The sequence below is a fragment of the Neobacillus sp. Soil_C_43 genome, assembly GCF_057656715.1.
The window spans coordinates 19,554-43,217 of record NZ_JBDGJV010000001.1 but is presented as its reverse complement, the minus strand read 5'-3'; the positions used below and the strand labels follow the sequence as shown (position 1 = coordinate 43,217).

The window sequence follows — 23,664 nt, the reverse complement described above, 5'->3', positions numbered from 1 at the left end:
TGGGTAATAAATTTTTTGTATACCTTTAGGGTCAACTATACACAACGGGGTGATAAAATGGCTTCTACTTCAAAAAGGAGTAAATATTTTGATAATGCAAAATTTATTTTAATATTTCTCGTTGTTTTTGGACATCTCATTAGTCCTTTAAAGGAACAGGATGGTTTTCTATTTACTTTATATACAGTCATATTTCTTTTCCATATGCCAGCTTTTATCATGATATCAGGGTATTTTGCAAAAGGTTTTAAAAAGAAAGGCTATTTATCCAAATCAGTAAAAAAAATATTAATACCTTACTTTATTTTCCAAATTATTTATTCCATTTATTATTACTTTAATGGCCAAGAAGAAAGGTTATCTTTTGATTTTTTACATCCCCATTGGTCGCTATGGTTTTTGTTAAGTTTGTTTTTCTGGATTTTACTGTTATATCTATTTGCGAAATTAAAATGGATGGGATTTGCTTTAGCCATTGTAATAGGTATTTGTATAGGTTATGTGGACCAAGCCGGAAGTTTTTTAAGCTTATCAAGAACATTTGTATTTTTCCCATATTTCTTATTAGGATATTTACTTAAAGAAAATCAGCTTAAACGCCTTATTCGAACCAGGTATTCTCTTCCAATTGGCTTAATAATAATTGCTGGAACTCTTATATACTTTGGAGTTGTTTTTCCGAAAGATGCTGTCCCATGGCTGTTAGGAGATACTTCCTATGCGAACATGGGTGGAAAAGAGATTTCAGATGGATTAATTAGAGGTATCCAATATATACTTACATTTATTGTTATTTTCGGATTTATGATGTTAATTCCATCTGGCCAATTCAAAGTAACGAAAATAGGTGAAAGAACAATCTATGTTTATTTATTTCATGGATTTATCATAAAATCCATACAATCCATTATTCCTGAAGAAGTTGTAGATCCTATCATTGGTAATTATTTTCTTCTCATCTTCATCTCACTGATTATTTGTTTAATACTAGGAAGTTTTTTAATAAAGAAATATACGCGACCCTTGGTTGAACTTGAATTTCCCCTTAGTAACAGGGGGGGATAACTAGAAATGAGGCTGACTCAAAAGTAAAGAGTTCAGCCTCATTTTTATTGAATTGATCAGAAGCCAAAAAGGGAACTGATCATATTTTTTCTTTTTCTTCTCTCTTTAGACGAATCAATAACCATTGTTTTTTCCTTTTTGGCTTGGTTTCTCTGTTCAGCCAATTGCTCTTGAAGTAGTCTAAGTTGACTAGTTAATTCACTTACCTGACTCTGTAATTCCTCAATATCGCTGCGATGTTGTAAAAGTTGATAGGAGGCAACAGAATCGGCCTTAGAATTTATGCTAAGTTCTAATTCGTTTACCTTCTTCCACACTTTTTCAAGGGTCTCCTCATTCTCAACTGCTTTTACCGCTCCCTTTCGAGCACTCTTCTTTGTTCGTACCGGAGTAATATCATGCAGGAGAGTACCAGTTTGAAGTTCTTCATGAATTTTTTTTAGTAGGTTAATATCTTCGTTAGAAAAATGATAATGTCCCCGATCATTTTTTTCCATCGGAAGCTCGAGCTGTTTCACCCACCTTTGAATAGTACTAGAGGATACCCCTAATGATTTTGCTACTTCACTTGTATTCATGTCAAAACCTCCTATTGATTAAATAATCCCAAACCACGAGTGACGATAGGCTAAGTAAAACGATTATGAATAAAAGGAGCTTTAACATTTAATGAATGTTCCTTAATTAGCCCAAAATTTCCACCATTTCTTTTCTTTAGCAGCAGCTACATCTCTGAAACCTGTCAGCATTTGTTGGAAAGCTAATTCTCTTTGGGTCACTTCATGACGGTATTGATTGCGCTCCTCAATGAAAAATTCACGGTCTTTTGTTATAGCATCAGTGAGGCTTGAGATTTCGGTATTGGTTACATCAACATAATGTGCTAATTCTTCGGTCGTCTCAGATAATTGCTTTGAAAGTGTAAAAATTTCTTCTGAAGTATCTATGGAAACGTTAGCAATACTTTTGGAAAGGTATTGTAATGATTGTGAGGTATTCTCCGATGTTCTTTCAAGTGACTCCGATAATTCTTGTATATCAGCTTTTGTCGTTGCTGAGGATTTATAAATAGAGTCAGATATGGATTTAACCGTATGATATGTTCCTTTATATATCTCTTTTTTTACTTCTTCAACGACTTCCTTCCGAACTACATTCCTGATTTCTTCTTTTACCTCATTTAAGAAATTTTTCTTATAAGTTTCCATAGCTTCAAAAAATAGTTCTGTATTATTAAAAACATCATCATGGACAGCTACAGGTGTTAGGGAATCAGCAATTACTTCTAATGGTACTTCACTTACAATAGTCTCACTTTCAGGTTCAAATTCTTGTGTTTGCTCTACTTGTTTTTCACTTAGCGGTACCTCGGCTGTAATTGTCTCCATTTCAGCTTCCGAACCTTTCAGTAATTGTTCACGGATAAAAACTTTGCTTAATTTTTTTGAAGCCATTTGTTTTATTTCTAGTAGGAAATCAATTTCTACCTCAGTGTAAATTCTTGCACCTTGTTTTGAACGGGGAATTTCTAATAAATCTTCAAATTCCTTTTCCCATTGGCGTAAGATTCCAGGCGCAACATTTATCTTTTTGGACACTTCTTTTAGGGTATAAGTTTTCATTAAAATCTTTCCTTTCTTTTTGTATCTAGGAAATATTTCTTGATAGATTAACTATTCACCATTAGGCATCCAATTTTCCTGCTACCTGACAAAAGCTATCAAAACAAGACTGAAAACTTGGAAAACCAACATATTTTTGCAAAAGGTGCGCTTTGTTGTAAAAATACTAAAAAAGTGGTTGAGCAAAGAAAAAAAGAGGTTTAATATGGGAGTTGAAATGATAGAAGAGAGAAGGATCTACATGTGGATTGCAGCTGCATTTGTGACAATGGTTAGCTTCGGAGTTAATAATACTATTTTTAAGTGGAGTACTGGACGTGGCCTGTCAAAGGTACATATTCAATTCTTTTTCTATTTTGTCGCCTTTATATTAACACTTGGTTTTGGAATGGTTCATGACGCTGTACATATGAATCTGATAACTATATTACTTGGTTCTCTGATAGGGATATTAAATGCAAACGGAAATATTCAAATGTCAAAAGCATTTGAAAGGGGACCAGCCAGTTTAACTTCTCCCTTAATTGGTATTAATGCCATATTTCCGATACTGTGTGCTGGATTTATTTTTCATGAACATATTACTGTTATCCAGTGGATAGGAATAATTATTATGCTTGTGTCTGCCATGATTATCCAATATTCATCTGATAAGAATAGAAATATAAATTATCTGCCATGGATATTGCGAGTTGGGCTAGCCATATTATCTTTTGGTTTACTCGGAATCTTAATGAAGACGACTTCTTATTTGCATATTAATTCGTTAGAAATCTTAATCGCTATGTATGGTGGGGGAAGTATATATTTAGCAATAAGTAGTTTTACAATGAAGGAAAAATGGAATGGTCTAGTAGTAAATGTGGGTGCACTCGTTGGCCTAATAAGCATTTTAGGCTACAGCAGTTATTTTTTTGCATTAAGAACGGGGACGGCCAGTATTGTATTCCCTATTGTGAGTTTAAATTGCTTAGTAGTTGTCCTTTCAGGCTATTTCATTTATAAGGAAAAATTAAAAAGATATCAGCTCATAGGTGTATTTTCAGCATTAATTGGAATTATTTTTACGAAATTATAATTCAAAATGGGCAAAGAGGTTGACCCCTTTGTTTTGAGTCAACCTCTTTTGATTTAAAATTATTCTTCATATTTATTTTACTAGTTTAAGCTTTTTTAATCCATTATATATACCAGAGTTGGTCACATCTGTGGTTTTATGTTTCGCATATTGAAAAAGCTCTGGATGACCATTCCCCATAGCAAAACTCTCTCCTACATTCTGAAGCATTTCTTTATCATTCATTCCATCACCAAAGGCAATAGAACTTTCTTTATTCAAGTCGAGACGCTTTAAAACCATTTGAACCCCATAGCCTTTGTTCACTTTGTCTCTAATCACATCATAGCAATGCCTCATGCCCTCTACATTGACTTGGGATAAATGGATTCCTTCCTCACTGTTATAAAGAGACGCCTCATTTTCTTGGAGATTGACCAATGTCATCCCTAATACACTGTTGTTAATAGAAGGAGAATAGATTTCATTCTTATGTAAATGGAATTTTTTTATAAATTCATTCATCATTTGTGAGTTTAAATCTGTATAGTAGTTCTTTTCATGCGTATACAGAACTGCCTGATGCTGGTTTGCTGCGGCAATGTCTAGAAAATGTCTCACGGTTTCGCTGTTCATCGGTTCTTGAAAGATATCTTGTCCTTGATATATTGCGTATGCTCCGTTATAGCCAATAAAAGAGTTAATATTCAATTCCTTCGCAAGGTCATCAATTTCGTGAAGCGGACGACCAGTTGCTAGAAAAACTTCTATTCCTTTTTCCTGAATTTGAGAAACAGCCTCTTTGGTTGATTCTTCGATCGTGTCCTCTGGTGTAACTAGTGTTCCATCGATATCTAAAAATAAGATTTTGTAATCGGTCATAAATGGTCTCCTTTTTGTAATCATACAACTAGTTTACCACTTATTTCTTATTTCATAGATATTTCATTCAACGGTGGATAAAAGATAGTTAGAAAAATTTTTCTCTATGAAAATTTATAATTTATGGTATAGTTAGTAGCGGAAAATAAAAATAAAATTCGCTTTTTGCGAAAGAGGTTCTAGCACCCCTCTCAAAAAAAACTAAGAGAAACAGCACTGCTTTCTTAGTAGTGCTGTTTTTCCTATTTAAGGAGAATGAAGGATATGAAAAACAGCAAAGCTTTAGTTGTCTTTAGTGGTGGTCAGGATAGTACTACTTGTTTATTTTGGGCATTAAAAAACTTTAATGAAGTTGAGGTAGTGACCTTTGATTATAACCAGCGTCATAGCCTTGAAATTGAGTGTGCAAAAAGTATAGCAATTGAGCTTGGTGTCAGGCACCATATTTTAGATATGGCTCTCTTAAATCAATTAGCTCCTAGTGCGTTGACGCGGGATGATATAGATGTAAAGGATGGAGAAGAAGGTGGATTGCCATCTTCATTTGTTCCTGGAAGAAATCTAGTGTTTTTAACGTTTGCCGGTATTTTAGCGAGTCAAATTGGCGCTAAACATATTGTCACTGGTGTATGTGAAACGGATTTTAGCGGTTATCCGGACTGTCGAGATATTTTTGTAAAATCGTTAAATGTAACACTTAACTTATCAATGGATTCACAATTTGTCATTCATACTCCACTTATGTGGATCGATAAAGCAGAAACTTGGAAATTAGCCGATGAACTTGGAGCGTTAGAGTTTGTCAGAGAAAAGACACTAACTTGCTACAACGGAGTAATTGCTGATGGTTGCGGGGAATGTCCTGCCTGTAAGCTAAGAAAAAGAGGCTTGGACGAATATCTTAAAGTAAGAAAGGAGTTATAATCTCATGTATGGCTTTCGAATTGTCGATAAACTCCAAAAGATTGATGAAGATATTAAAAAAGAACAGCTGAAATATCATCATAAGCGAGTATTAGTAAGTAAGGAATTTACTTTTGATTCTGCACATCATTTACATTGCTACGAGGGAAAATGTAAGAATTTGCACGGTCACACCTATAAAGTAGTCTTCGGATTAAGCGGGTTTGTCGATGACCGTGGTTTAATGATGGACTTTGGTGATATAAAAGAGATTTGGAAAAATGAAATTGAAATTCACCTTGACCATAAATATTTGAATGAAACACTCCCCCCTATGAATACAACGGCAGAAAATATTGTTGTTTGGATTTATGAAAAAATGGCAGAGGCTCTCCTTAAGGAAGGAAGACAGCAGCAATACCTTGGTGCAAGAGTAGAATTTGTTCGTTTATTTGAAACACCTACTAGCTATGCTGAAGCTAGAAGGGAGTGGATGGAAGTTGAGTAAAATACCAGTAATGGAAATCTTCGGTCCAACCATTCAAGGAGAAGGAATGGTCATTGGTCAGAAAACGATGTTTGTGAGAACGGCAGGCTGTGATTATTCATGCAGCTGGTGTGATTCCTCTTTTACATGGGATGGGACCGGTAAAGATGACACAAAGCTGATGCTGGCAGAAGAAATATGGGAAGAGCTAAGAAATCTTGGTGGAGCTGGATTTTCCCATGTTACTATATCAGGCGGTAATCCTGCTTTATTAAAGAATTTAGCTAACTTAATCGCTCTTTTAAAGAAAAACGATATTAAAATCTGCCTTGAAACTCAGGGGAGTAAATGGCAGGATTGGTTTTTAGAAATTGATGAATTAACCATATCTCCAAAGCCACCAAGCTCAACAATGGTTACAGACTTCACGATTCTAGATTCCATTATAAAGAAGTTGGAAGAGAAGGATTCGTCCAATCGTGTTAGCTTAAAAGTAGTCATATTTGATGAGCGTGATTATGAATATGCAAAAGGTGTGTACCTCCGATATCCGACGATCCCTTTTTATCTACAGGTTGGTAATGATGATATCACAACATCGGATAATCAGGAGCTGATAAGCCGTCTATTAAGTAAATATGATTGGCTAATTAACAAGGTGATGGAGGATCAAGAATTTTCCAATGTAAGAGTGCTACCACAATTGCATACCTATTTGTGGGGAAACAAAAGAGGAGTATAGTGATTAAAAGCTGCAGCATGCAGCTTTTTTTTATAGGATTTTTCACATATGGGATACTATTAAAAAAGAAAAAGTGAGGAATTCTATGAAAAAGTTACTATTCCTGTTCCTATGTTTTTATGTGTTCAGACATGAGGAAATCGCGTATGCTGAGAAAAAAGTGCCAATCTTAGTTTATCATTCTATTGCAGAATACAATGGACATGGATCAAAAGAGCTGTATGTAACCCCTGAAAATTTTGAAAAACAAATGGCGTTTTTACGTGACCATGGGTACACTCTCTTAACATTTGAACGGTGGCAAGAAGTCGATCATGTAACTAAACCCATTTTTATTACCTTTGACGATGGATACAAAAATAATTTAAATGCCTATGCTATTTTTCAAAAATTAAAAACTAGGCACTTTAAACCAATGGGAACTATTTTTGTTATCTCTGATTTTATCGGCAGGTCCAACCGTCTTTCTAACTCAGACTTAAAAATGATGGCAGATTCCGGATTGTTTTCAGTTCAATCACATACAGTCACACACCCTGATTTAACGAAGACAGAGAATGTAGATTATGAATTAAAGAATTCTAAGGATAAAGTCGAGAAAATAACAGGAAAACCAGTAATTGTCCTTTCTTATCCTTATGGAAATACCAATGACAAAGTAATTTCAGAGGCAAAGAAATATTATAGATTTGGTCTTACCACCACACCAGAAGTTTTTTTCCCGTCTGGAATAAAGAATGAGCTTTATTTATTACCAAGAATATATGTTAAGTATTCAACTACCCTTGACGAATTTATTAATTTAGTAAAGTAACTTGATATAGTCGAAGATCCTCTTGAATATGATTTTTTAAGAGGGGGGGAAGCGATGACTACAATTAGTGTGTGGGAAGAGCATTTTTTTTGGTTGGAGATATTACAGGATCATGCGATTTTTGTTCGTGATCATTTGTCTGTTGAAGAACAAAAGGAAATATCAATTGCTGAAAGATTTATCCAATCTTTTGGGATAGTACTTAATAACCTTAGGCAGTTACATTCTGGGATTGAAATTTCGTCTGAAGAACAAATTGCATTGGCAAAGCAAGCATATTCAGTAGCATATGAGTATTACCGGTTTGAAGGCCATATGCAAAATCTAAGAATCCAAAATCAAATTAACCTAAACTTGTCTCCAACGTATTTAAATGGGACATTGAATGAAAATCAAGAATATTTACGTTTATTGTCATACTTCGTAAATGGTCAAATTCCGGAGCCACTAAGGCTTGACCAGCTTTTAGATTTATGGCTGGAGGATCAGTTAGGGCATATCATTTTATTAAGGAATGTACTAGACCCTATTGAAATAGCGATAGAAAGACAATCGGAGGCATTCGCACAGAAGTTCCAAATGTTTATCTTGCAAAATCACCATATAAAAGGTTATTTACGATTTACCGAACAGGGATTCCCACGACAAAAAGAACTTGCATTAGAGGTAGGAAAAGCTGTTATTGAAATGAATTTGTTTGTTAGGTCTTCCGTAGAAAAATACAAAGGGGAAAGAATATTAAATAAAACTACTTTACGGTTTATTGAACATCACTTTCCCGAAACTTGTTATTTTATAAAAAAACTGGCGGATTTTGCCCCAGAACTTCATACAGAGGGTTCTCAATGTTCGTTAAAAAAACCATCTTTTATTTAAATGAATTGGAAAAATGCATCTATAAAATGATGCATTTTTTTCACTAGTGCATCTTAAACTAGTGAATCTATTGAAATGTTCGATTGATAAAACTTTGTAAACTGTCCGACATCTCTATGTAACCTAATATCATTATAATAGTGTAAACGTTATGTAGACTTTAGAAGGCAGGTGTTAATATGGAAGAGACCATAGCAAAATCATATTTGCAAAAGTCACTGGACGAGTGGAAGGATGATATCTCATTAGTCTTAAATGAGATAGCTAATGAATATGATGAAGTTGCGCAGGAACTGAAGGTTTATTCATATAAATATGGAATTACGAAGCAAGTAATACAATCAACGGTTAATGAAGAAATAATAGAAAATATTCGCCAAATGTACCATAAGCCATTTGAGGAAAGTTATAATCAGTTGAAAGAATACATAAAAGATTTAGAGGAAAAAAGAAGAGTTTTTCAAATGTTTATTCAAAAAATTGAAGAAGTAACAAGAAAAGAAACAGCTAAAATTACTACATTTTAAGATAAGGAATCTTATCATTAATCCACTTACAACCCACTCATACCTTGATTGGGTTGTTTTTTGTCTTAATTAAGATTCGTAAGATTTAAAGTCGCAAACTGTTTGGCGGCTTTTTATGAACAAGTGGTTAAGTGTCATGCATATATTGAATAACAGAATTTTTTTGTGAGGTGTGAAACAAATGATCACCGCAACGATTGGAAGTAAAACCTACACAATACCGGATAACCTTGAAAAATATTTTCAAAGATTTCGTTCTCATGTCATTGGGATGGATCAGGAGTTTGATGCTCCTTACGGAAAAAAGAAAATCATCTATGCAGATTGGACGGCAAGTGGAAGACTTTATCGTCCCATTGAGCAGAAAATCTCGGAGATTTTTGGACCTTTTATGGCAAATACACATACCGAATCAAACATTACCAGTTTGATGATGACTGGAATCTATAAGCATTCTAGGAAAATCATAAAGGAACATGTAAATGGGGATCAGCATGATGCGGTTATCCTGGATGGATTTGGAATGACATCAGTAATCAATAAGTTGCAGCGTTTATTAGGTATTCGAGTACATGAGAAATGGAAGCATCGTTTGAACCTAACCGAAAAAGAGCGACCAATTATCTTTCTAACCCATATGGAACATCATTCAAATCAAACATCCTGGCTTGAAACTTTGGGCGACGTGGTTATATTAAGTCCAGATAAAGACGGGGAAGTGGATGTGCAACAACTCGAACAACTGCTTTATCAGTATAAGGACAGACCACTGAAAATCGGTTCGTTTACAGCATGTTCCAATGTCACGGGGATTCAAACACCCTACCACCAATTAGCAAAAATCATGCATCAACATGGAGGTGTGTGTTTTATTGATTTCGCTGCATCTGCACCATATGTAACGATTGATATGCATCCCAAGGATCCATTAGAGAAACTCGATGCAATCTTTTTCTCTCCCCATAAATTCTTAGGGGGACCTGGAACAAGTGGGGTATTAGTTTTTGATACAAGATTATATTTCAATCATGTTCCAGATCACCCAGGAGGAGGGACGGTAACCTGGACGAATCCATGGGGGAAGCATCAGTATTATAAGGATATCGAACTACGTGAGGACGGAGGGACCCCTGGAATATTACAAGCAATCCGAACGGCCCTATGTATTAACTTGAAAAATCAAATGGGGATAACCAATATACTCAAAAGAGAAAAAGAACAGCTTGATAGTTTACTACCTCAATTAGCAGAAATACCTGGACTACATGTTTTAGATGGTCATATAACAAACCGTTTGGGGATTGTTTCATTTTACATGGAGAATATACATTACAATTTAATGGTTCGCCTACTGAATGATCGCTATGGAATCCAAGTACGGGGCGGATGCTCTTGTGCAGGAACCTATGGTCATTATCTATTTGAAATTGATCAGGATTCTTCAAAGGAGATTACTGAAAAAATAAATCTTGGAGATTTATCTGGTAAACCCGGTTGGGTGCGCTTTTCCTTACATCCTATTACGACAAATGATGAAATTATTATGTTTGTAAAAGCTGTGAAGGAAATATCAATAAACATAAATGAATGGAAAAAAGACTATTTTTATGACTCGACGAGCAATGATTACTTCTTTGTTAACCACAAGAGAGAAGACATGGGGAATCTTTTTCGATTTGAATGATTTTATTAAAAATGGTCAATTTATGACCATTTTTTGAACGTTTACCTATACCCCTATACGTACCTATAGTTTGTGCTATACTTCACATATAGTATTAAAAAGTAACTATTCATTCGAAAGAAGGTAATCATAGATGTCTAAGAAAATTGTTATAGTAGGTGGGGTAGCAGGGGGAGCAACAACAGCAGCAAGAATGAGAAGATTAGATGAGCAAGCTGAAATCGTCATGTTTGAAAGAGGGGAATACATTTCCTTTGCAAACTGTGGTTTGCCTTACTATATTGGTGGTACGATTTCAGAAAGAGACAAGCTGTTAGTTCAAACAGTAGAGGGTATGTCTAAAAAATTCAACCTTGATATTCGTAACTTAAGCGAAGTAATAAAAATTAATCGAGAAAGAAAGACAGTAGAAGTAAAACATGTAAGGACGGGTGAAACATACGAAGAATCGTATGACGTGCTTGTTTTATCACCAGGTGCAAGTCCTATTAAACCACCAATCACAGGAATTGAGACAGCGGAATCTCTGTTTACTTTAAGAAATATTCCAGATACAGATAAAATTAAGTCCTATGTTGATACAAACAAACCGAAGAAAGCTACTGTTGTCGGCGGAGGATTCATCGGAATTGAAATGGCAGAGAACCTATGGGATTTAGGAATTGAAGTAACTTTAATTGAAATGTCTAACCAAATTATGGCCCCAATTGATTTTGAAATGGCTACAATTTTACATGGTCACCTTCGTGAAAAAGGTGTGAACTTAATCCTTGAAGATGGTGTAGAAGCATTTGAACAAAATGGTAAAATCGTAAAGTTAACAAGTGGTCAAAAAATGGATACTGACATGATTATCCTAGCTATAGGAGTTAAACCAGAAAATCAATTAGCTATAGGCGCGGGATTACAAGTAGGCGGGCGCGGTGGCATTCAGGTGAATGAATACCTTCAAACAAAAGATCCAAGTATATATGCGATTGGGGATGCCATTGAAGTGAAGGATTATATCAATGGGCAACCAACTCAAATTCCATTAGCATGGCCAGCCAACCGCCAGGGAAGAATTGTAGCGGATCATATCAATGGAATTGCAGTACGTTACAAAGGAACACTGGGAACATCCATCGCAAAGGTCTTTGATATGACCGTTGCCGCTACAGGAAATAACGAAAAGACGTTAAAACGCTTAGGAATTCCTTATGAGGTTGTACACGTACATCCTGGTTCACATGCTGGCTATTATCCAGGAGTTTTTCCAATCGCACTGAAGCTAATTTTTGAAAAAGAAACTGGAAAAATATTTGGTGCACAAGCTGTTTCCTATGATGGGGCAGACAAGAGAATCGATGTGATTGCAACAGCAATTAAAGGCGGGTTAACCATATTTGATTTGCCAGACCTAGAACTTGCTTACGCACCTCCATTTTCATCAGCGAAAGATCCAGTTAATTTGGCTGGCTATGCAGCAAGTAATATTGCGGAAGGAAGAGTTGAAACCGTTCAATGGCATGAAATTGATGAAATTGTACAAGATGGTGGGTTATTAATTGATGTTCGAGAGCCGATTGAAAGAGAAATGGGTTATATAGCAGGTTCCATTAATATCCCTCTTGGAGAATTAAGGGATCGTTTAGAAGAACTGCCTAAGAATCAAACTATCTATTTAACTTGCCAGGTTGGTCTACGCGGTTATTTAGGTGCACGTATCCTCGCGCAAAATGGATTTAAAGTAAAGAATCTTGACGGCGGATTTAAGACTTATTCAAGTGTGTTTGATGATAAGCAAAAAAGTAATGAGGTCAAAATCAATGATTCTGGCATGATCGAGGGGATAAAAGTGAATAAGACCAATGTTGAACCTGTTGATACTATATTAATTAATGCCTGTGGTTTACAATGCCCTGGACCAATCATGAAGGTATACCAAGCAATAGATGGTATGAATGATGGTGAGATTCTGGAAGTTCATGCTACTGACCCTGGGTTTGCTAAAGATATTCAATCTTGGTCAAGTAAAACAGGCAATACGTTATTAAATAGTAAATATGAAGATAAGAAATTTAAGGCTTATATTCAAAAAGGATCGAAGGAAGCGGTGAACCCTGTTCAGGGAACAGCTGTGCCAGCAGCAAAGGATGGAACTACCATGGTAGTATTTAGTGGTGATCTTGATAAAACAATTGCCTCCTTCATCATTGCCTGCGGTGCTGCAGCCATGGGCAAAAAAGTAACCATGTTCTTTACCTTCTGGGGCTTAAATGTTCTGCGACGTAAAGATGCACCTCCTGTACAAAAAGATTTAGTAGAGAAAATGTTTGGTATGATGATGCCAAAGGGTGCTAGTGAGCTTCCTCTTTCAAAAATGAATATGGGGGGAATGGGTGCCAAAATGATTAACCATGCAATGGAAAGAAAGAATGTTGATAGCTTAGAAACATTGATGAAAAACGCAATGGATGCAGGGGTTAAACTTGTAGCCTGCTCTATGTCAATGGACATTATGGGGATTAAACAAGAAGAATTAATCGACGGCGTTGATATTGGCGGAGTGGCTTCCTACCTTGGTGATGCCGAGGATTCTGGATTGAATTTGTTTATTTAATAAGTATTTCGATAGACTTCTGTGGGATTATCGCTTAAAATCTATACAACAGAGGTGAGTATATTGATCTACGACGATAAGGCAATTAATCGTTTGAAACGGGCTGAAGGACAAATAAAAGGCATCTTGAGAATGATAGAGGAAGGTAAGGAATGTAAAGAAGTGATTACCCAGCTATCTGCTGCAAGATCTGCGATTGACAGGACAATCGCTGTTATTGTTAGTTCTAATCTCGAACATTGCATTCGTGAGTCCATGGAAGCCGGCAATGAAGATTCTTCAAAGCTTGTTGAAGAGGCAGTTAATATGCTAGTGAAAAGTAGGTAAATAGGGAAACGTCTATCAATAATTGATAGGCGTTTTTCTTTTTAAAACAAGGCAGGCAACCAGTAACTGTCATGGGCATATGCTATCAGAGAAAGGTGGGATAGCATGATTCATATTGTTAAGCCCGGTGAAACGCTGAGCATTATTTCAGCTAATTACCGAGTAAGTCTCCGCCGCCTTTATGCTGCAAATCCAGGGGTGGGGCATTTGCAGGTGGGGCAGCATATCCAGATTCCTGGTTTGCCAGAGCCAAGCAGCATTCCCTATTCCATCCAAATATCTGTTGGGAAACGAAGACTTACTTTATTCAACAACGGAAGGCTTGTTAAAATTTTTCCAATTGCCGTTGGGAAAATGTTAACACAGACCCCATCGGGTGATTATGTAATTGTTAATCGTCAGTATAATCCAGGGGGTCCATTCGGAGTATTGTGGATGTCATTATCCAAACAGGGGTACGGGATTCACGGAACCAACGATCCAAGTTCTATTGGAAAAGCTGTTTCACATGGCTGTGTAAGAATGTATAACCGAGATGTGATGCAACTCGCAGATATGGTCCCAAATGGTACTCGGGTAATGATTCGTCCATAAGATAAAACGGCTGACTAAAATCAGTCGTTTTAATTATAAGCAACAGTGACAAGCTTCCTTCTTTCATAAAAAGATTCATTCTCAGTGTCCATAGGAAGTAGATTATACCCAGGTTACTATAGAAAAGCCCTCTAATTAGCCGTGTAAAAGTATTGCAAGTAACGCCAATTGACTAAAGCGGTCTCCAACAAAGGAAAAGATTTTTATGTTAAAATTACAAAAAAATCCCACCTTCTAAAAGAAGAGGGTGGGACTGTTAATTATTTATAGATTACAATGGAACCTACGGATTTGTCTTTTGCTTGTCCGTTTACACGAACTTTTAGTCCGTAATTACCGACATTTCGACCTGCATCTGGCATAAATGTATTCATGAAATTATTATTGTCATTAAATAAAGATACAGCTTCCTGACTCGGTTCAACTAGTGTTTGAATACCTGGATAATCAATATTTAAACCAGAAGTTGGATTTAAACCAAAGGCTGCATCTGCAATATGGAAACGAGTACTAGCTTCTACCCCTGTGTTCCATTTAAGGTCGTTAATGTGTGCATCTACAACTCCTAGGAATCCTTCCCCAGGATTAATGCCTGTCCAGTTATTAGTGTAAGTAGGGTCAACATACCAAACAACCAATCCGCCATCGTAGCTCATTAAGGATTGTCCACGTTTAATATGGGCTAGACCTTCATCAACACCATTTTGGTTACGCCACTCTAATAAGTAATAATGGTCAGAATACTTATTTCCGTCTGATTTTTCGAAACCGTGTAATGTAAATGGAGATGTTGTTGCAGTTTCTGCATCATTTTCTAATAGAGTAACATTGTCTGCAGTGACTTTGATGTTATCTACATAGAAACCAGCTTCAGAAGTTCCCCAATCAGTTATATAACGGAAACGAAGCTGTACTTTTTGGCCAGCATAACTAGATAGGTCAAATTTTTCATTTATCCAACCATTTGAATCCCCAGTGAAACCAGGTACAGACGTTTGAACCGTTGGATATGCTTGAGAATCAAAATCTGATCGTGTGTGGTCATTTGATAAGGAATTCCATGTAGCCCCATTATCTGTCGATACCTGCACGAATGCGAAATCCCATTTTTCTTCTGTTTTGTACCAAGTGTCGAATGATAATGTAGCCGAGGTTTTTCCTGTTAAATCCACTGAAGTAACCATATTTGTATCAATTTCATCTGCTTGACCGCCCCAATACTCATAGGAGCCAGTCGGAGTATTAACATAGGTTTTCTTCTGTGGTAGGTTAACTTGGATTGCCTGATTATTTTTTCCAAGTGGTGAATTTGCTTGGTCTAGTAAAAACTGTGTTCCTTTAGTTGAGACATCGTCCCAGTTTACCACTGTTGGTGCTGTCCATTTTCCTCCAAGTGTTGATTGGAAATACGACTTAGCAAAAGGAGAGAAGCCTGTCGGTTCAGCACCTGGAACTTTACCTGCCCATGAGCCGCTTGCCATAATAGACCAATATCCAACAGCTTCACCTGTTCCAGAATAAATAGTATCGTATTCATCAGGAAGACCTAAATCATGGCCATATTCGTGTGCGAAAACACCAGTTGCCCCATCTTCAGGCATTACTGTGTAGTCATAGAATCCTGGTAAACCTGTTCCTAGTCCATCTGGATCGTAGAATACTGCAGAACGGTGAGACCAAATTGCGTCATTCCCAAGTGTTCCCCCGCCAGCTTCTTGACCCATACCAGAGTGAATGATTTGTAGGTGATCTACTAATCCATCCGGCTCCCAAAAATTTCCGTTTCCATTTAAGTCATGGGGGTCTTCTAAATCATAGTCTTGTAAAGGTACACCTTTTGCTTTGGCAGCAATAAGTGCATCTCTGACTAATTGCTTTGCACCACCTGGTGTAACATTGTCATGACCACCTGAAGCTTTATCAGCCCCATAATAGGCAGCTGTACCTGGTACCTTTAACCACCCATAAGCTTTACCTTCAACGGTATAAGTACCACCAGATTGTTCTTCATAAAATTGCTTTTGCGAAACCTGATCTTCTCCTTTAGGTCCTTTAAATTCGCCTTTTTCTCCAAAGATCATTTTTTCAAAATGGTCTGGTGTATAATCTGGATAATAGTTATCTGTTTCAGTGGGTTTAATATTATTGTGTGCAAAGTCAGAGTACTCTACCATTAGGGTTAAAAGTTTACCTTTTTTCTGTATACCTGGAGATGTACCTTCTTGTACAGGCTCAGGATTACCCTTTAACTGTCCAGTTTTATTTCCGTTTCCTTTTAGAAGACCATATTGGAAGTCTTTAAATTTCTTTTGTTTCTTTGCTTCTGCAGCTTTAACCTTTGCAGCTAGAGGATCAACTTCTGTGGCTTTATCTTGTTTTCCCTTTAACTCTAAGTAGCTATGTAAAGCTTTTTGTTGTTCAGCAGTAGAGGCATTTTTAGAAATAACACCTTGCTTAATGAGGGACTCTAGTAGTTTATCTTCATTAACGACAGCTAAATCTAGTGAACCATAAGAATGTGAAACTGTGGTTGGTTTTTTCAGGACATCACTAGAAGTACTAGCGTAGTTACCAGGAAAGCCGGCAAACAATGTTCCAGCTAGGACTGCAGTAGAAAGCCCTGTTTTTAATAGTTTCTTCATGAAACTCCCCCTTAAAATATTATCTTGCTTTTCAATAATATTTTGAAAATTAGGACAAGACAATAGGAGGTTTTCCTTAATTTTCTGTAAATTCCAAAAAATATTAGTGAATTAGACTCATTTTTCGACTAAGAATACAATTATTTTAAATTATTTAACCCTTCACAAATCGACAATAGAAAACTAAAATATAAATAGGAAATAGGATAAATTAAGGATAAAATACATATAGGGTTCAGCACGAGGGGAGACTTTTCTTTTGAAAAAAGTTCATATTATACATGAGAATAGTGATTGGACACAGCATTTAACAAAGCGCCTAGATGAAATAGGGGTGCCTTACGAGGAGTGGCATTTAGATAGCGGACGTCTCGATCTTACAAAGGAGCCTCCAGAAGGCGTTTTTTATAATCGGATGAGTGCATCTTCCCATACAAGGGGGCACCGGTTTGCACCGGAATTTACTGCTCAAGTACTTGCTTGGCTAGAAGCGCACGGTAGGAAGGTTATAAATGGTACACGTGCACTTCAGATGGAGATTAGCAAAGTGATCCAATATTTAGAGCTAAACAAATTTGATATCCAGACACCCCGTACAATAGCTGCAGTGGGAAAGGAGCAAATCCTCGAGGCTGCAGTTGAGTTTTTAGATACCCCTTTTATTACGAAACATAACCGTGCGGGGAAGGGGTTAGGTGTACAACTATTTCAAACGTATGAAGGCTTGAAGAGTTATATCGAAGGTCCAGTGTTTGAGGAGCCAGTTGATGGTATTACTTTAATTCAAGAGTACATACAAGCACCAGAAAGCTACATTACTCGCTGTGAATTTGTAGGTGGAAAGTTCGTTTATGCAGTAAAGGTAGATACTTCTGAAGGCTTCCAATTATGTCCTGCGGATGCATGTCAAATAGGTGATTTATTCTGTCCTGTAGGGGAAGAAAAAGAAGAGAAACCAAAGTTTGAAATTATTGATGGTTTTTCAGATCCTATTATTAATAAGTATGAGAAGGTACTAGATGCCAATCATATTCAGGTGGCCGGCATTGAATTTATTCACAATGCAGCGGGTGAAATATATACGTATGATATTAATACAAATACAAACTACAATTCAGATGCAGAAGCTAAGGCGCAGAAATTTGGTATGCTAGAGCTGGCCCAATTTTTGAAGTCACAACTTTAATTTATTGAATATAAACATATGGAAAAAGAGGCTGGCCAAAAGGCCAGCCTCTTTTTAGTCTTATAATTATTCAGCTTTAGCTGCTTGGATCTGTAAATTGATTTTAACTTTATCTCCAACTAAAACGCCGCCCGTTTCAAGTGCTGCATTCCAAACTAAACCGTAGTCAGAACGATTGATAGACCCTGATGCGCTGAAACCTACTTTTTCATTGCCCCATGGATCTTTTCCTTGGCCTTCAAATGTAACAACAAAAGTTTCAGGTTTTGTTACGCCGCGAAGGGTCAGATCTCCAGTTACATTGTATTCACCTTCGTCTGTTTTCTCAATCTTTGTTGCGCGGAAGTTCATTGTTGGATGATTTTCGACATCAAAGAAATCTGCAGAAACTAAATGACCATCACGATCCTGATTACGAGTATCTACACTACCAGTCTCGATTGAAAATTCAATTGTTGCATTTGTTAAGTCAGTAGGATCTGCTTCAATTGTTGCGTTAAAGTTATTAAAGCTTCCTTTTACGTTCGCAATCATCATATGGCGAACTGAAAAATCTACGCTGCTGTGTGCAGTATCTAGTGCCCATTTTGTTTTTGTCATTAGTAAATCTCTCCCTTTTTGTTTTGAAATCATTTATCTTGAAGTTGAAATAACTTAATTCAAGATAAATTATATGATGGAAATGATTTGATTGTCAATTGTTTTTTTTATTATGTTTTTTCATTTTTATCGAATACTACTTATATACCTAATATGGGGGAATGAAATTGAATGAGGAAAATAAAAGGAATGAACCTTCCATTTTTGTTATTATGCGTGATTCATTCTTGTCTTCTTGGAATAACCTTTTATAAAAGCAAAAATAGAAAAAACATATTTATTTTGCTGGTATCCAATATAGGACTTGCGTACCTGTTTGAGTATTTTGTATTTAATTTATTTAAGTTATATAAATATAAACCGAATATCATTAGGAATAATTTTTTTGATAATATTTTTGGAGCTGTTTTATCCCAAGCGGTTTTTGTCCCATTTACATCTGTTTTTTTGACGGTTTCAAACTCGGGATGGTTAAAGAAGGTATCTGCTAGCATTTATTTTTATATTATAGAAATGTTATTTTTACGTTTGGGAGTATATAAACACACCGGATGGAAAACTATTTATACATTTGTTTTAATTCCTTTTTACTTTAAATGGAGTGATGTTTGGTATCACCTGCTTGAAAAAAAGAATGATATAGTACGATTTATTTCCTTCTTCTTAATGATCATGGTTACAGAGACAAATCTGTTTTTAATATTGGCTCTATTTCGAAAGATTAGATTTGGGATGGGAAGACACCACACATGGAAGGAACATTTTATTATCTCACCGTTATACTCTATTTCAGTGTCTTTATTCACTGCATTTTCTTTAAAAAATCATAATACTCTTGATGCCAAGCTAAGGGTCGTCATATTTTGTACTCTTTTAAAGCAATTCTTTATAAAAATTAAGCTTTTAAAAAATAATATAAAGTTTTATCCATATGTATTAAAAAGGGTCATAATGGTTGCATTATACGGAAAATACAGGAAGTGGGTGTATGGAGAAGGAGAAATAGAAAAGGAGTCTTAATGTACAAAAAAAACGCCTAAACAGGCGTTTGCTTTTTGTATAAAAAATCCTTGAAAATTATGTAAAGTGATGATAAGATGAAAATTGGCACAAAAAAATCATTATAATGTATTTAAAAATAACCTACTATAACATTATCATATAGGTTATTGGTTGTCAAGTAAGTAGAATAAAATATTATCTGGAGTGTGATTAAATGAGCGATTTACAAAACAAGGACTGGCAACAAGAACAAGAAAGAGTTAGTGCAGTCGTAGAGGAAATCGACCAAAAGGTAGCGAACCTATTGGGAAATACCAGTAGGGTTAGCTCAGACGTTCTAGAGCTTCGTAAGACCTTTTGGGAAGATGTAACTGTAAATTTCGAAGAGCCAGATGATATTATCGAGACCGCAGCAAGTATTAAGCAACAGGCTGAATTGCTGTCGGAACGAGAACGAACACATAGACAATTGGATCAACAACTTAAAATCTTAGCTAAATTAAAATATTCCCCGTACTTTGGTCGAATTGATTTTTTTGAAGAAGGAGAAAAGTCCGCCGATCAAGTGTATTTAGGGATTGCTTCATTAATGGACCAACATGACGAAAACTTTATAATTTATGACTGGCGTGCCCCAATCTCTAGCCTTTATTATGATTATGCTCCAGGACCTGCTGAATATAAAACCCCTGAAGGCGACATTAAAGGGGAAATGTTATTGAAGCGACAATTCATTATTAGAGCATCCAAAATTAAAGGTATGTTTGATACAGGTGTAACAATTGGTGATGAAATACTTCAAGAAGTCCTTGGCAACAATGCAAGCACACAAATGAAAAGTATCGTGGCAACCATCCAACGTGAGCAGAATGAAATTATTCGAAACGAGAGAAGTAAGATCCTTATTGTTCAAGGGGCCGCAGGTAGTGGTAAAACATCAGCTGCATTACAGCGGGTTGCATACTTGTTATATCGTTATCGTGGAATATTAAATGCCGAAAATATTATGCTTTTTTCACCTAATCCGTTATTTAATAGTTATGTGGCAACCGTTTTACCTGAGCTTGGTGAAGAAAACATGCAACAATCCACCTTTCAGGAATACTTAACGCATAGACTTGGGAAGGAATTTGAGGTAGAAGATCCCTTTACACAAATGGAATATTTACTTCGTGCATCAGAAAATCCTGAATATCAAACAAGAGTCCAAGGAATTCGTTATAAAGCGAGTCTTGAGTTTAAGAACAAAATTGATCAGTACGCAAAAGAGCTATCAAGGAAGGGCATAATTTTTAAGGATTTAACTTTTAGAAAAGATGTCTTGGTTTCTAAAGAAGAAATTCATAATTATTTTTATTCATTGCCTGATAGTTATTCCATTCCAAACCGAATTCAGCTAGTAAGGGATTGGATATTGAAAGAAATAAAACGTGCAATGAAACGTGAGCGTACTAGAAGCTGGGTAGAGGATGAGTTGCAATACCTTGAAAAAGAAGATTTTATGGAGGCATTCAAAAAACTACAGGAGAAAGATCGTTTTTCAGATAATACATTTGATGATTTTGAACGGGAGCAAAAATTATTAGCAGAAATGATTGTCAAAGAAAAATTTAAGCCCTTATTTTCACGGGTGAAGAGTTTAAAATTTATTAATATGCCGGAAATTTATCTTCAATTGTTTAAGGGCTTGGAAATAATTACAGAAACACACCCATCTAATTGGGAACAGATCTGCGGTCTCACAATAAATAAATTAAATAATATGGAAATTGCCTATGAAGATTGCACACCTTATGTGTACCTCCAGGATTTAATAGAAGGAAGAAAATCAAATACTGCCATTCGCCATATTTTTATTGACGAAGCCCAGGATTATACACCGTTCCAGTTTGCTTTTATTCAAAAACTTTTTCCTTATAGTAAAATAACACTTCTAGGCGATTTCAATCAGGCTATCTTCTCTGGAGCGACGGGTTCCGAAACGGTGTTAACAGAATTAGACATCAAAGGAAAGGAAATTGAAAGGTTTGTATTAACAAAAACGTATCGTTCTACAAGAGAAATTGTTCGCTTTACCAGTGGTTTACTTACAGATGGTGAGAAAATCATCCCCTTTAATCGTAAAGGTAGGAAGCCGGTTATTGAAATGGTTAATCACGAAAAAATTAATCATTTGGTTCTTGAAAAAATTAAAGAATGGAAAGCAGATGGACATCAAACGATTGCAGTAATTTGTAGGACTGCAGAAGAAAGTAAAAATGTTTTTGAAGCACTTAAACAAGACGTACCACTGCACTTAATCGAGAAGGGGACAGTTTCTTATGAACGCGGAAACCTTGTCATTCCATCGTATTTAGCTAAAGGTATAGAGTTTGATGCGGTCATTCTATATGATTGTTCCCCTTACATTAGAGAAAGTGAACGAAAACTATTCTACACCGTCTGTACTCGAGCTATGCATGAACTGCATATATTTGCCACGGGACAGGTTTCGCCTCTATTAAAGGTTGTACCAAGGGATGCTTACGAGTTAATTTAAACTGTTTAAAAAAGCTGTAAGATCCTCTAGTGAGTCTTGCAGCTTTTTACATATACTATTTGCTAATAATGACTGAAAATGGGGAGTCTCAATGTTAAAGGAACATCGATTATTGATTGTTTTTTTACTACTTTTTTCAACAGTGCTAATTTGGTCAGCCATACACCCCTCTGATCGTTTTACCTGGTGGTTGGAGGTCATCCCAGCATTAATAGGTATGTTAATTTTGTTTTTCACTTATCGCTTCTTCACCTTTACAACTCTGGTCTATTTTTTAGTCTTTATCCATTCGTCAATATTATTTATTGGCGGACATTATACATATGCAGAAATGCCATTGTTTAATTGGTTTAAGGACATTTGGGGATTGGACCGTAATTATTATGATCGGCTAGGTCATTTTGCACAAGGGTTTATTCCAGCCATAATTATTCGAGAATTACTCATACGGACCTCGCCATTAAAAAATTCTAAATGGCTGCCTATTACAGTGGTGTCTATGTGTTTAGCAATAAGCGCAGTTTATGAATTAGTTGAATTTTTTGTGGCTGTTTTAACTGGAGAAGCTGCCGAAGCGTTCCTTGGTACTCAAGGAGATGTATGGGATACTCAGTGGGATATGCTATTAGCATTAATTGGCTCAATTATTTCTTATATAACACTGTGTAAAACTCATTCACAACAGCTAATGAAAATGAAAAAATAAAAACAGCCGCCGGCTGTTTTACTTTTTCCATTGCTTTTGTACTTGTTCATATGCAAGGCGGAGGATCTCTTCATTTGAAGTTTCAGGATTTGTAATCACGTTGGTTAAATAGCTTCTTCCTTCGAATGTAATAGTTACTTCAATTTGTACCATAAGTTATCACCTTTCTTTTTTTTATTGCTATTGGTGTTTATTTGTTGGATAAAAAATAGACAACATTTCAGTGTATGACTGCTGCCTTATGCGTATGACAGTAAGTGTTAGCGGGCATAAATTTTGATATAATTGTTCCATAAAGTGATTTGTAGGGAGAGTAAGCATGTCAATCTATTTTGAAGAAGTATCAAAAGAAACGCTGTATATTGCTTTAGAGATGGTTAATTCAAATCCAGAATATAATGTATTTGAGAACGGAAATGAGGTAAGGACACTTGTAGAAGTAGAGGAGGAGTTCTTAAATCCTCATTCAACGAGTGCATTTATTAAGCTTGATGACACCTATATAGGAGTAATTGATTACTTGATGGAAAATCCAAAAGATCATCATCCATGGCTAGGACTATTAATGATTCATGGCGATTACCAGGGTTATGGCTTCGGCATGCAGGCCTATTCAATATATGAAAATGAGATGCTAAAACGAGGTGTCAATAAAGTTCGTATTGGTATTTTGAGTGAAAATAAAAAAGCGATTCGCTTTTGGGAATCCTTAGGATTTGACTATTATAATACAGTTATTGCACAAAATGGAAGTGGAATTTTATGTTATCAAAAACAATTGGGCTAAAAAAAACTTCCAAAAGAAAG

At 35.9% G+C, this 23,664-nt stretch carries 22 protein-coding genes; 16 read left to right on the top strand and 6 right to left on the bottom strand.

Features of this window, described 5'->3' with window-relative positions; genetic code table 11:
• Window positions 1-57 precede the first annotated feature (57 nt).
• Window positions 58-1,065, top strand: a complete 1,008-nt coding sequence (locus AC3A54_RS00220; RefSeq protein WP_487652964.1) for an acyltransferase family protein — start codon at window positions 58-60, stop codon at window positions 1,063-1,065.
• Window positions 1,066-1,121: 56 nt separating this feature from the next.
• Here AC3A54_RS00220 and AC3A54_RS00215 read toward each other — a convergent pair whose 3' ends face one another.
• Both AC3A54_RS00215 and AC3A54_RS00210 read right to left on the bottom strand, forming a co-directional pair.
• Window positions 1,122-1,643, bottom strand: a complete 522-nt coding sequence (locus AC3A54_RS00215; protein ID WP_487652963.1) for a MerR family transcriptional regulator — start codon at window positions 1,641-1,643, stop codon at window positions 1,122-1,124.
• 102 nt (window positions 1,644-1,745) lie between these two features.
• Window positions 1,746-2,687, bottom strand: coding sequence for a MerR family transcriptional regulator (locus tag AC3A54_RS00210; RefSeq protein ID WP_487652962.1), 942 nt, complete (start codon window positions 2,685-2,687; stop codon window positions 1,746-1,748).
• Between the two features lie 205 nt (window positions 2,688-2,892).
• Here AC3A54_RS00210 and AC3A54_RS00205 point away from each other — a divergent pair, with 205 nt between their 5' ends.
• Window positions 2,893-3,765 carry a DMT family transporter gene (locus tag AC3A54_RS00205; RefSeq protein WP_487652961.1) on the top strand — a complete coding sequence of 291 codons (873 nt, stop codon included), beginning with the start codon at window positions 2,893-2,895 and terminating at the stop codon, window positions 3,763-3,765.
• Between the two features lie 72 nt (window positions 3,766-3,837).
• On the opposite strand, the gene AC3A54_RS00200 is transcribed toward AC3A54_RS00205, so the two are convergent.
• Window positions 3,838-4,626 (bottom strand): HAD family hydrolase, encoded by a 789-nt coding sequence (locus AC3A54_RS00200; RefSeq protein WP_487652960.1) that lies wholly within the window; start codon window positions 4,624-4,626, stop codon window positions 3,838-3,840.
• 264 nt (window positions 4,627-4,890) lie between these two features.
• On the opposite strand from AC3A54_RS00200, the gene queC reads away from it, so the two are divergent.
• The 10 genes from queC (at window position 4,891) to AC3A54_RS00150 (ending at window position 14,182) form a co-directional block, all read left to right on the top strand.
• Complete coding sequence (queC, locus tag AC3A54_RS00195; RefSeq protein ID WP_335548412.1) at window positions 4,891-5,550, top strand: 7-cyano-7-deazaguanine synthase QueC; 660 nt, start codon at window positions 4,891-4,893, stop codon at window positions 5,548-5,550.
• Between the two features lie 4 nt (window positions 5,551-5,554).
• Window positions 5,555-6,037: a 6-carboxytetrahydropterin synthase QueD gene (queD, locus tag AC3A54_RS00190; RefSeq protein WP_487652959.1), complete on the top strand. Its 483-nt coding sequence runs from the start codon at window positions 5,555-5,557 to the stop codon at window positions 6,035-6,037.
• Window positions 6,030-6,758: a 7-carboxy-7-deazaguanine synthase QueE gene (gene queE / locus AC3A54_RS00185; RefSeq protein WP_487652958.1), complete on the top strand. Its 729-nt coding sequence runs from the start codon at window positions 6,030-6,032 to the stop codon at window positions 6,756-6,758. Before queD ends, queE begins: the two co-directional genes overlap by 8 nt.
• 85 nt (window positions 6,759-6,843) lie before the next feature.
• The gene (locus AC3A54_RS00180) at window positions 6,844-7,572 is read left to right on the top strand and encodes a polysaccharide deacetylase family protein (RefSeq protein WP_487652957.1); all 729 of its coding nucleotides are present in this window, start codon (window positions 6,844-6,846) and stop codon (window positions 7,570-7,572) included.
• A 54-nt stretch (window positions 7,573-7,626) separates the two neighbouring features.
• Window positions 7,627-8,448: a DUF2935 domain-containing protein gene (locus AC3A54_RS00175; RefSeq protein ID WP_487652956.1), complete on the top strand. Its 822-nt coding sequence runs from the start codon at window positions 7,627-7,629 to the stop codon at window positions 8,446-8,448.
• A gap of 179 nt (window positions 8,449-8,627) precedes the next feature.
• The gene (locus tag AC3A54_RS00170; RefSeq protein WP_413309629.1) at window positions 8,628-8,975 is read left to right on the top strand and encodes a hypothetical protein; all 348 of its coding nucleotides are present in this window, start codon (window positions 8,628-8,630) and stop codon (window positions 8,973-8,975) included.
• 181 nt (window positions 8,976-9,156) lie between these two features.
• Window positions 9,157-10,659 (top strand): aminotransferase class V-fold PLP-dependent enzyme, encoded by a 1,503-nt coding sequence (locus AC3A54_RS00165; protein WP_487652955.1) that lies wholly within the window; start codon window positions 9,157-9,159, stop codon window positions 10,657-10,659.
• Between the two features lie 133 nt (window positions 10,660-10,792).
• Window positions 10,793-13,261, top strand: coding sequence for a CoA-disulfide reductase (locus AC3A54_RS00160; protein WP_487652954.1), 2,469 nt, complete (start codon window positions 10,793-10,795; stop codon window positions 13,259-13,261).
• Between the two features lie 63 nt (window positions 13,262-13,324).
• On the top strand, window positions 13,325-13,588 hold the full coding sequence (locus tag AC3A54_RS00155; RefSeq protein WP_308083649.1) for a metal-sensitive transcriptional regulator: 264 nt from the start codon (window positions 13,325-13,327) through the stop codon (window positions 13,586-13,588).
• A 105-nt stretch (window positions 13,589-13,693) separates the two neighbouring features.
• Entirely contained in the window at window positions 13,694-14,182 is a 489-nt protein-coding gene (locus AC3A54_RS00150; RefSeq protein ID WP_487652953.1) for a L,D-transpeptidase family protein, read from the top strand.
• 260 nt (window positions 14,183-14,442) lie between these two features.
• On the opposite strand, the gene AC3A54_RS00145 is transcribed toward AC3A54_RS00150, so the two are convergent.
• Window positions 14,443-16,824, bottom strand: a complete 2,382-nt coding sequence (locus AC3A54_RS00145; protein ID WP_487652952.1) for an immune inhibitor A domain-containing protein — start codon at window positions 16,822-16,824, stop codon at window positions 14,443-14,445.
• A 259-nt stretch (window positions 16,825-17,083) separates the two neighbouring features.
• Between AC3A54_RS00145 and AC3A54_RS00140 the strand changes: the two genes are divergently transcribed.
• Window positions 17,084-18,010 carry an ATP-grasp domain-containing protein gene (locus tag AC3A54_RS00140; RefSeq protein WP_487652951.1) on the top strand — a complete coding sequence of 309 codons (927 nt, stop codon included), beginning with the start codon at window positions 17,084-17,086 and terminating at the stop codon, window positions 18,008-18,010.
• A gap of 66 nt (window positions 18,011-18,076) precedes the next feature.
• Here AC3A54_RS00140 and AC3A54_RS00135 read toward each other — a convergent pair whose 3' ends face one another.
• Window positions 18,077-18,610 carry a YceI family protein gene (locus AC3A54_RS00135; RefSeq protein ID WP_487652950.1) on the bottom strand — a complete coding sequence of 178 codons (534 nt, stop codon included), beginning with the start codon at window positions 18,608-18,610 and terminating at the stop codon, window positions 18,077-18,079.
• 1,216 nt (window positions 18,611-19,826) lie between these two features.
• On the opposite strand from AC3A54_RS00135, the gene helD reads away from it, so the two are divergent.
• Window positions 19,827-22,151 (top strand): RNA polymerase recycling motor HelD, encoded by a 2,325-nt coding sequence (helD, locus tag AC3A54_RS00130; protein ID WP_487652949.1) that lies wholly within the window; start codon window positions 19,827-19,829, stop codon window positions 22,149-22,151.
• A 91-nt stretch (window positions 22,152-22,242) separates the two neighbouring features.
• Entirely contained in the window at window positions 22,243-22,857 is a 615-nt protein-coding gene (locus AC3A54_RS00125) for a DUF2238 domain-containing protein (protein WP_487652948.1), read from the top strand.
• A gap of 18 nt (window positions 22,858-22,875) precedes the next feature.
• Here the strand turns inward: AC3A54_RS00125 and AC3A54_RS00120 are convergent, their stop codons facing one another.
• Window positions 22,876-23,010 carry a BA3454 family stress response protein gene (locus AC3A54_RS00120; RefSeq protein ID WP_308083657.1) on the bottom strand — a complete coding sequence of 45 codons (135 nt, stop codon included), beginning with the start codon at window positions 23,008-23,010 and terminating at the stop codon, window positions 22,876-22,878.
• Between the two features lie 166 nt (window positions 23,011-23,176).
• Between AC3A54_RS00120 and AC3A54_RS00115 the strand changes: the two genes are divergently transcribed.
• A complete protein-coding gene (locus tag AC3A54_RS00115; RefSeq protein WP_487652947.1) occupies window positions 23,177-23,644 on the top strand; it encodes a GNAT family N-acetyltransferase in 468 nt (155 codons plus the stop codon).
• Window positions 23,645-23,664: the final 20 nt, after the last annotated feature.

Bases quoted from the DNA above. Each gene is read 5' to 3' on its own strand.
- AC3A54_RS00210 (WP_487652962.1), bottom strand. From the start codon at position 2,687: ATGAAAACTTATACCCTAAAAGAAGTGTCCAAAAAGATAAATGTTGCG.
- AC3A54_RS00200 (WP_487652960.1), bottom strand. From the start codon at position 4,626: ATGACCGATTACAAAATCTTATTTTTAGATATCGATGGAACACTAGTT.
- helD (WP_487652949.1), top strand. From the start codon at position 19,827: ATGAGCGATTTACAAAACAAGGACTGGCAACAAGAACAAGAAAGAGTT.
- AC3A54_RS00215 (WP_487652963.1), bottom strand. From the start codon at position 1,643: ATGAATACAAGTGAAGTAGCAAAATCATTAGGGGTATCCTCTAGTACT.
- AC3A54_RS00220 (WP_487652964.1), top strand. From the start codon at position 58: ATGGCTTCTACTTCAAAAAGGAGTAAATATTTTGATAATGCAAAATTT.
- AC3A54_RS00170 (WP_413309629.1), top strand. From the start codon at position 8,628: ATGGAAGAGACCATAGCAAAATCATATTTGCAAAAGTCACTGGACGAG.
- AC3A54_RS00165 (WP_487652955.1), top strand. From the start codon at position 9,157: ATGATCACCGCAACGATTGGAAGTAAAACCTACACAATACCGGATAAC.
- queC (WP_335548412.1), top strand. From the start codon at position 4,891: ATGAAAAACAGCAAAGCTTTAGTTGTCTTTAGTGGTGGTCAGGATAGT.
- AC3A54_RS00180 (WP_487652957.1), top strand. From the start codon at position 6,844: ATGAAAAAGTTACTATTCCTGTTCCTATGTTTTTATGTGTTCAGACAT.
- AC3A54_RS00160 (WP_487652954.1), top strand. From the start codon at position 10,793: ATGTCTAAGAAAATTGTTATAGTAGGTGGGGTAGCAGGGGGAGCAACA.
- queD (WP_487652959.1), top strand. From the start codon at position 5,555: ATGTATGGCTTTCGAATTGTCGATAAACTCCAAAAGATTGATGAAGAT.
- AC3A54_RS00120 (WP_308083657.1), bottom strand. From the start codon at position 23,010: ATGGTACAAATTGAAGTAACTATTACATTCGAAGGAAGAAGCTATTTA.
- AC3A54_RS00135 (WP_487652950.1), bottom strand. From the start codon at position 18,610: ATGACAAAAACAAAATGGGCACTAGATACTGCACACAGCAGCGTAGAT.
- AC3A54_RS00125 (WP_487652948.1), top strand. From the start codon at position 22,243: ATGTTAAAGGAACATCGATTATTGATTGTTTTTTTACTACTTTTTTCA.
- AC3A54_RS00145 (WP_487652952.1), bottom strand. From the start codon at position 16,824: ATGAAGAAACTATTAAAAACAGGGCTTTCTACTGCAGTCCTAGCTGGA.
- AC3A54_RS00175 (WP_487652956.1), top strand. From the start codon at position 7,627: ATGACTACAATTAGTGTGTGGGAAGAGCATTTTTTTTGGTTGGAGATA.
- AC3A54_RS00150 (WP_487652953.1), top strand. From the start codon at position 13,694: ATGATTCATATTGTTAAGCCCGGTGAAACGCTGAGCATTATTTCAGCT.
- AC3A54_RS00115 (WP_487652947.1), top strand. From the start codon at position 23,177: ATGTCAATCTATTTTGAAGAAGTATCAAAAGAAACGCTGTATATTGCT.
- AC3A54_RS00205 (WP_487652961.1), top strand. From the start codon at position 2,893: ATGGGAGTTGAAATGATAGAAGAGAGAAGGATCTACATGTGGATTGCA.